The organism is Actinospica durhamensis, assembly GCF_018139695.1.
Classification (GTDB): Bacteria; Actinomycetota; Actinomycetes; order Streptomycetales; family Catenulisporaceae; genus Actinospica; species Actinospica durhamensis.
Window position 1 is genome coordinate 1 of the sequence record NZ_JAGSOG010000334.1, and the last position, 8,309, is coordinate 8,309.

An 8,309-nucleotide genomic window follows, 5' to 3' on the forward strand; every position below is an offset into this window, starting at 1 on the left:
GCCGCGGTGGGGGCGGGGACCGCGTTGCGCGCCGCGGCCGCTCCGGGCTCGGGGGTCTCCCGGGCGATCAGGAACCGCAGGGAGCGGGTCTCGCTCACACACACGTGCAGCGGTTCGACCACGGCGCGGTGCTCGTCGCTCTCGACCCACTGCAGGAAGGGCTCGGCGCTGTCCCACTCACTGGTGATCAGCCACTGGGATCCGTTGCCGAGCGACTGGCAGAGCTGGTCGCTGATATGGCCCTGCACATCGGCCACCTGGAGCCGGATCTGGTCGTAGGCGGCCAGGAACTTCTGCTCGTGCCCGTCCAGGACGTCGAGGAGGAGCACGACCCGGAGTCGGGAGGTCGCTGCTCCAGGGGTAAGAGTCTGTGCGTCGTACACGGTCGACAAGGTCGTTTTCTTCCTCTCAGAGCGGCGGTCGGGCGGCCGGAGGTGGGATCGCCGTCGGGTTCGGCGAAATGATCATCTGACCTCGATGTTCACCTGACGCGATGAGAGATGCGCGTTGCGTGAGCCAAGCGAGTGAGGATCCGCTCAAGCAGGGTTCTGCGGGGAATGCAGGGTGCAGGCGCAGACCCGCGTCTGCGGCCTCGGGCATCGGGAAGCGCGGGCGCCGCACCCCGTACTGCTGGGAGAGAGCCCATGGCGTCAACGGAAGAAGACCGCGTACCCGTCCTGATCGTGGGCGGTTCCCTGGTGGGGCTGTCCACCTCGCTGTTCCTCGGCCGGCTCGGCATCGACCATCTCCTGGTGGAGCGGCACGCCGGGACCTCGCACCACCCGCGCGGGCGCGGCAACAACGTGCGCACGATGGAGCTCTACCGCAACGCCGGCGTCGAGCACCTGATCCGTGAGGCCGCGTCAGTTCTCGCGGACAACCACGGCATCCTGCAGGCCGGCTCGCTGACCGGAGACGACCAGGAGTGGCTCTTCCGCCAGATCGACCCGGGCGGCGAGCTGTCCCGGCTGAGTCCCTCGGGCTGGTGCCTGTGCAGCCAGAACGACCTGGAGCCGGTGTTGCTGGACGCCGCCCTCGAGCTCGGCGCGGACATCCGCTTCGGGACCGAACTGGTCTCCTTCGAGCAGGACGAGGAGGGGGTGAGCGCTCTCGTCAGGAACCGCGAGACCGGCGTGGCGCACACGGTCAGGGCCGACTACCTGGTCGCCGCCGACGGGCCGCGCAGCCCGGTCCGGGAGCAGCTCGGCATCGGGCACACCGGCCAGGGCGACCTGTTCCACAACGTCAGCATCACCTTCCGGGCCAAGGAGCTCGCCGACGTCGTGGGCGACCGGCGCTTCATCGTCTGCTATCTGACGAACCCCGAGAGCTCCGGGGCGCTGCTGCCGGTCGACAACCAGGAGCACTGGGTCTTCCACGCCCCGTGGCGGCCCGGCGACGGCGAGACGCTGGAGGACTTCACCGACGAGCGGTGCACCGCGCTGATCCGCACCGCCACCGGCGCACCGGATCTGGAGGTCCACGTCACCGGCAAGGCGCCCTGGCACGCGGCGGAGCGGATCGCCGAGCGCTACGGCTCCGACCGGGTCTTCCTGGCCGGAGACTCCGCCCACGAGATGTCCCCGACCGGGGCCTTCGGTTCCAACACCGGTATCCAGGACGCCCACAACCTCGCCTGGAAGCTCGCCGCGGTGCTGGAGGGATGGGCGGGACCGGCGCTGCTGGAGACCTACGAGGCCGAGCGCAGGCCGGTGGCCCTGGCGACCGCCGAGCGCGCGTCGGCCCGCTCGGCCGAGCACCAGCACCCGGGGTACGACGTCAGCCCGGGAACCGGCCGGCGGCCCGGCATGATGGCGATGGTGCTCGGCTACCGCTACACCGCGGGCGCCGTCTGCGGCGCCCCCGCGGACGCCGAGGCCGTCCCGCAGGAGTTCCGGCCCAGTGCCGAGCCGGGCAAACGCGCGCCGCACATGTGGCTCAAGCAGCGGCAGGGCGAGCGGATGTCGACTCTGGACCTGTACGCCAAGTACCCGGTCCTGCTGGTCGGCCCCGACGGGGGCGCGTGGTACTCGGCCGGCCGGCGCCTGGCGGAGGAGACCGGCCTGCCGCTCGAGTGCTACCGGGTGGGCCGCGGCGCGGACGACGAGCTCGCCCCCGACGCCGAGGACGCCGACTGGGCCCGGCTGCACGGCGTGGCCGACGACGGCGCCGTCCTGGTGCGCCCGGACGGCTTCGTGGCCTGGCGGTCCGAGTCCGCCACGGCCGATCCCGACGGCGTCCTGGCGCAGGTGCTGGACACGGTTCTCAGCCTTCGCTGACGCTCTTCACCGACTGCGCTCCACCGGCCGGGTGCCGCCGTGACCGCCTCGCGCAGGCCACGGCGGCACCCGGCCGTCATGAAGACACGGCCAGGGGGCGGCCTCTGCGCCGTCCGAATGGGCGCCGGGCACCCGGGTGAGTGAACATCTCAGGATTCGCTCAGTCATTCAGCTCAGTATCTGATGATTCGTCAGATCGGTCGGGAAACAGCTCCTCGACTCACCTCGGCCGCGCGGAGCGCCGCGCGGGCAGGCTCTAGAGAAAGAGGAACTGCGTCATCATGCTGGCTTCCCGAATCGCCGCACTGACCATCGCGACCGGTGCGCTGGTCGCCGCCGCGGGCCCCGCCTTCGCCGACTACGGCAGCGGCAGCGGCACCAACCCGCCGCCCGTCGCCCCGGGCAGCTACGTCTGGATCACCGACGGCTTCACCAAGTCGTTCTGCCCGAGCACCGACTCGTCTGCGATCGCCAAGTCCGACGGCTTCAAGGGAGCCATCACGCTGACCCGCGGCGGAAGCTTCCACGGACTGGCCGGCAAGGGCTTCGCGACGGACACCCCCGGCTCGTACGGCGTTTCGGTCACCTGTGCGAGCGGCAAGTCCTCCGCGGACTTCCAGACCCTGGTCGTCTCGCCCAAGGGCGCGGCCCGCACCGGTGACGGCGCGTCCCTGCTCGGCGGCTCCGCCAACACCACCGGCCTGGTGCTGCTCGGTGGAGCGGTGGCCGTCGGCATGGTCGCCTCGCGCCGCAAGGCCAAGGCCGACCGCTAGGTCGTCCCCACGCGGCCACCCCGGTGCCCGCCACCCCGCCTCGTTCGACGGCTCGCGCCCGGGCACGGTCACGCCGTGCCGGGGCGCGCCCGCCGACCGGGCTCGCACACCGCCGCATCCGCGACGCAGGACCCGAACGACACGACTCAGGCTGGGAGTTCTCGATGGCGCGCACCGCCGAAGGCACCCGTGGAAGCAACAAGTTGCTGTACGCGGCCATGGTGGTCCTCGCCGTCGCGGCGATGTTCAAACTCGGCCACGCGAGCGCCGCGTCCGGGCCGCCGCAGCCCGCGGCGCCCGTCCTGGGCAAGCTGCTGCCGATCACCAGACCCACCGCGCACACCTTGACGCTGCCCTACTCGGTCCCGACGCACATCGACATGCCCGCGGTGAACGTACACGCCGACGTGATCACCGTCGGCGTCAACCCGGACGACACCATCGGCACGCCCTCGCTCAGCGACGCGAAGGTGGCCGCCTGGTACAACGGCAGCCCGACGCCGGGCCAGATGGGCTCCTCGATCATCGACGCGCACGTGGACTCGTCGAAGATGTCGGACTACCGCGGCGCGTTCTTCTACCTCGGCCTGGCCAAGCCCGGCATGGAGATCGACGTCACGCGCTCGGACCACAGCGTGGCCGTGTTCACGGTCGACGAGGTCCAGGACGCGCTCAAGTCGGCCTTCCCGACCGACCAGGTGTACGCGGCCACGCCGTACCCCGGGCTACGCCTGATCACCTGCGGCGGCGACTTCGACCAGAAGACGCACGAGTACCTCGGCAACACGATCGTCTACGCGCACATGACGGCGCAACACACGCCCACGGCCCCGCGCAATTTCCGCTGACGCGGCCCCTCGCGGAGCCTCGGCCGCGGGCCGACTATCGTCCCGTCCGCTGATAGGCGCAATCTCCGCCACGCAGGTGGATTCGTGGCCGTACACGCGCACCGCGCCGCGAGATCAGGGGTGTGCCATCCCGCTTCGGCCAGGATGGACGGGTGACGACTACGACCAGCACGGTACCTGGCGCCGGTCCGGACCCGGACACCGAGGCGGGTGACCGCCCGGCGGCGGGCGCGCTCGCGCGGCGGTGGCGCGCCGTGGCGCTGCTCGCGCTCTGCGCGCTCACCGCGGCGCTCTACGCCTGGAACCTCTCCGCCGCCGGATACCCGCCGTTCTATTCGATGGCCGTCCGGAGCATGTCCATGAGCTGGAAGGCCATGCTCTTCGGGTCGCTGGACCCGCGCTCGACGCTGACCATGGACAAGCTCGCCGGCTCGTTCGTGCCGCAGGCCCTGTCCGCGCGCGTCTTCGGCTTCCACGCGTGGGCGCTCGCGCTGCCGCAGATGCTCGAGGGCGTCGCCGCCGCGCTCGTGTTCCACAGCGCGGTGCGGCGCTGGACCGGCAGCCGCGACGCCGCCCTGCTCGGCATGCTGCTGCTCGCGTTCACGCCCGTGGTCGCGTCCATGTTCGAGCACTCGATGGAGGACGGCGCGCTGACGCTGTGCCTGGTGCTCGCCGCGGACCGGTATCAGTACGCGGTGACGCGCGGCAGGCTCCGCTCCCTGGTGTTCGCCGGAGTCTGGGTCGGCGTGGGCTTCCAGGCCAAGATGCTCGAGGCCTGGGTCATCGTGCCCGCGCTCGCCGTCGGCTACCTGGCCACGGCGCCGCTGCCGGGTCTGCGGCGCGTGGCGCACACGGCGATCGCCGGACTCGTCATGGTCCTGACCTCGCTGTCCTGGATCCTGCTCTACACCCTCACGCCCGCGTCCGATCGGCCGTACATCGACGGAACCAGCAACGACAACGCCTTCTCGATGGTCTTCGGCTACAACGGACTGTCCCGGCTCGGGATCCACGTGCCCGGCGCGCTGGGCACGGCGAGCGGGGCCAACCTGCACGCCGCGCTGCGGCAGCTCGGCGTCTCCTCGGCCCCGGCCCCGGCGCAGACGCAGTCGTTCGGCGCCGACGGCTGGGGCAAGCTCTTCGGCGCCGAGTTCGCGCCCGAGATCGGCTGGCTCTACCCGCTCGCGCTGATCGCGCTCGGCGCCGGACTGTGGTTCACCCGCCGAGCCGCGCGCACCGACGCGGTGCGCGGCGGGTTCGTGTTCTGGGGCCTGTGGTTCGTGACCGGCATCCTCGTGCTGAGCGCGATGGCGGTCCCGCACACCGCCTACCTCGCGCTGCTCGCGCCGCCGATCTGCGCACTGTCCGCAGCCGGCTTGGCCCTGTACTGGAGGACCTGGCTGCTTCCGGTCGCGGTCCTCGCCGAAGCGCTGTGGACCGCGTACCTCGCGCGCCAGTATGCGAACTTCCTGCCCTGGCTCACCCCCGTCGTGATCGCGCTGGCCGTGCTCTCGCTGGTGCTCGTGGTGATCGCCGCCCTGCGCCACTCCACCGCCCCCTCGGGCGGCCCGATGCGCCTGGCCGCGATCCTCGGCGCCGCGGCCATGCTGGTCACGCCCCTCGCCTGGGCGGCCGCCACGCTCGACCCCGCCTACGGCGGCAACGCCCTCGACGCGATCGCGGGCCCCGTCCGCTTCGGATTCACGGCGGGCGGCGGCGCCCCGACCGCGCGGCAGGCCGCCCCCGCGCCGAGCGGTGCGAGCTCCTTGACCCAGGACACCCAGCTGGACACCGCACAGTGGGAGCTGCTCGCCTACGTCGACGCACACGCACACACCGCCTACGCCCTCGCGACGGACAACTGGCTCACGGCGCAGCCCTACATCGACGGCGCCGGCGCCGCGGTACTGCCGATGGGCGGATTCAGCGGCATGGCCCCCGCCCCCACCCTCGCGCGCCTGCAGGCCGACGTGCGCGAAAAGCGCCTCGCCTACGTCCTGCTCGACCTCCCGGGCACCTTCAACATGGGCTTCCTGTTCGGCAACGTCGGCGGCGGCCCGACCGTGAAGGCGGTCGACGCCTGGGTGCGCCGCGCCTGCCGGGCGGTACCGTCCAGCGACTACGGCGGGCCGGCCGGCTCGGTGTCCCAGGTGCTCTACGACTGCGCCGCACCGCGCCACACGGAAACGTAGTTTGATATACGCCATGTGCTGTGCCGACCGGGTGATCTCAGAGTGCGATCGTGTGTCTAATCCCGGCGCGGCCGGCGCGGGCTGAAAAACTGACGGCCGACTCACTGATCTTCGAGGAGGCCTGGTGGCGATGAACATGCGTGGATTCGGGTGCGCCGTTGCGGCGGTGGCGCTGTTGTCCGTGGCCGGCCCGGCCGCGCTGGCGCACGCGGGCACGCGCGGCCCGGTCGCGGTGGCCCACGCGGCCACGGCCGGCCCGTGCGATGCGAAACTGCTGGCCTCCTTCAGGGCCGACGACGCGGTCCAGTCCGCACAGGACGGGCTGACCGCGGCGCAGCAGGCGCTCAAGGGCGCCGACTACTCGGCGAAGATCCTCCAGGCCGCGGACACGTCCATCCGCGAGGGCATCCTCGCCCTGCCCTGGACGAAGGGCTCCCTGCGGGCGCAGCTGAACCTCGGCCAGGCCGTGCGGACGTACAAGTCGCTCTACCTCAAGGCCGTCTACAGCGGCTCGGCCACGTCCGCCGGCGATCCGAGCGCCGCCGCGCAGAGCCTGACCGTCGCGGCCCGGAAACTGATCGAGGATGCCAAGGCGGGCTCGGACCAGGGCTCGATCTTCGTCATGAGGCTCCTGACCCAAGGGGCGGGCGACATGAGGGCGGTCTACCCGCTCTTCGTCACCATCCCCGCCCGCAAGGCCGATCTCGCCCAGGCCACGCAGCAGGCCGACAAGGTGCAGAGCGGTGTTTCCGTGGCCAGGACCGCCCTCGAGACCTGCCTGCAGAACGCCGCCGGCAAGTCCTGAGCCGCGTCCGCGCGCGACTCACCGGCCGGCGCTCGCGTCGGGGGAGGGTCCGAGTGCGGGGATGCGGCGCAGGGTGAGGTGGCAGAGGACTGCGAGAGTGAAGCCGACCGCGGAGGTGATGTCGCCGATCGCGGGATGTGCCTTGGCGATCGGGCCGGTGTAGTAGCTCTGGTTGCTGAACAGCCATATCGACACGACCGCGCCGATGAGGAAGGAGAGCACGCCCGACCAGTTGGTGTAGCGCGGGTCGGTGAGACGGCCGCGGACGTCGTCGCGGCGGGTGAGGAAGCGCTCGGTGAAGTAGACGGCGATCCACGGGCCGATCCAGTAGCTGATGATCAGCAGGAAGTTCTCGTAGCGGGTGCCGGAGTCCTGCAGTCCGGTGAGGGCGACCGAGGTGCCGAGGACTCCGAAGACGACGACCGCCCAGGCGCGCAGCGAGCGCACCGGGAGCCTGATCCCGAGGGTGGTGAAGGAGACCGCCGCGGAGTAGATGTTCAGGGCGTTGGCGCAGATCCCGCCCAGGATGATCGCGGCCAGGGTCAGGTCGGCGACGAGGTGGGGCAGCAGGCCGGTGAACGCGGCGGTGGGGGAGGCGTTCGGGTCGGTGGCGATGGTGGCGGACGCGGCGCCGGCGGCGAGCAGGACCGCGTTGGAGCAGAAGTTGCCGACGGCCGGCCACAGGCCGGTCTGCCACTTCGGGCTGGTCGAGGGAAGGTAACGGGTGTAGTCGGCGGCGAACGGCGTCCAGCCGCCCGCGTAGCCGAACGCGGCGCCCGCGGTCAGCAGGAATCCGCCGGTGCCCCCGCCGTGGCCGGCCGCGCCGAGGTGGGCCTTGCCGAGGGTGATCACCGTGGCGGTCAGGAACACGGCGATCAGGACCGGCACGGCGAAGCGTTCCACCCGGTGGATGAGGTTGTGGCCGAGGAAGCCGACGAGGATCTGCACCGCGCCCACGATGAGCAGGCTGGGGATCTTCGGCAGTCCGAACAGGGTGTTGACGGCGAGCGCGGCGCTGACGCTGTTGACCGCGAACCAGCCGAGGCCGGCGGTGAGGGTGTTCACGGCCGCCGGGACGCGGTTGCCGAGGTGCCCGAAGGCCAGGCGGCTCAGAGCCATCTGCGGCAGGCCGTGCAGCGGGCCGTCCTTGCTGAGCAGGCCCAGGCAGAGCGAGGCCAGGCCGGTGCCGAGCAGCAGGGCGGACAGCGCCTGCCCGAAGCTGAGGCCGAAGACCGCGACGGCGAGCACGCCGATGAAGACGGTGGCGAACTCCATGTTCGGGGAGATCCAGGTCCACAGCAGATGCAGCGGCCTGCCGTGGCGTTCGGCCTCGGGGATGGCCTCAGAGCCGGCCGCCTCGACGGCGAAGACCTTGGTTCCGTACGCCGGTTCGGCTTCGGCCGGAACGGCGG

At 71.6% G+C, this 8,309-nt stretch carries 7 protein-coding genes; 5 read left to right on the plus strand and 2 right to left on the minus strand.

The window, feature by feature from the left end; translation table 11 throughout:
• Nucleotides 1-383 (minus strand): antibiotic biosynthesis monooxygenase family protein (locus KDL01_RS36430; RefSeq protein WP_438802012.1); only part of this gene is annotated, 383 nt, incomplete at its 3' end.
• 261 nt (nucleotides 384-644) lie between these two features.
• On the opposite strand from KDL01_RS36430, the gene KDL01_RS36435 reads away from it, so the two are divergent.
• The 5 genes from KDL01_RS36435 (at nucleotide 645) to KDL01_RS36455 (ending at nucleotide 6,897) form a co-directional block, all read left to right on the plus strand.
• Entirely contained in the window at nucleotides 645-2,279 is a 1,635-nt protein-coding gene (locus KDL01_RS36435) for an FAD-dependent oxidoreductase (RefSeq protein WP_212533267.1), read from the plus strand.
• A 281-nt stretch (nucleotides 2,280-2,560) separates the two neighbouring features.
• Entirely contained in the window at nucleotides 2,561-3,052 is a 492-nt protein-coding gene (locus KDL01_RS36440; RefSeq protein WP_212533268.1) for a hypothetical protein, read from the plus strand.
• A gap of 164 nt (nucleotides 3,053-3,216) precedes the next feature.
• Nucleotides 3,217-3,900 carry a class F sortase gene (locus KDL01_RS36445; protein WP_212533269.1) on the plus strand — a complete coding sequence of 228 codons (684 nt, stop codon included), beginning with the start codon at nucleotides 3,217-3,219 and terminating at the stop codon, nucleotides 3,898-3,900.
• Between the two features lie 152 nt (nucleotides 3,901-4,052).
• On the plus strand, nucleotides 4,053-6,092 hold the full coding sequence (locus tag KDL01_RS36450; protein WP_212533270.1) for an ArnT family glycosyltransferase: 2,040 nt from the start codon (nucleotides 4,053-4,055) through the stop codon (nucleotides 6,090-6,092).
• Between the two features lie 130 nt (nucleotides 6,093-6,222).
• Nucleotides 6,223-6,897 (plus strand): hypothetical protein, encoded by a 675-nt coding sequence (locus KDL01_RS36455; RefSeq protein ID WP_212533271.1) that lies wholly within the window; start codon nucleotides 6,223-6,225, stop codon nucleotides 6,895-6,897.
• Between the two features lie 18 nt (nucleotides 6,898-6,915).
• On the opposite strand, the gene KDL01_RS36460 is transcribed toward KDL01_RS36455, so the two are convergent.
• Nucleotides 6,916-8,309 (minus strand): purine-cytosine permease family protein (locus tag KDL01_RS36460; RefSeq protein ID WP_212533272.1); only part of this gene is annotated, 1,394 nt, incomplete at its 5' end.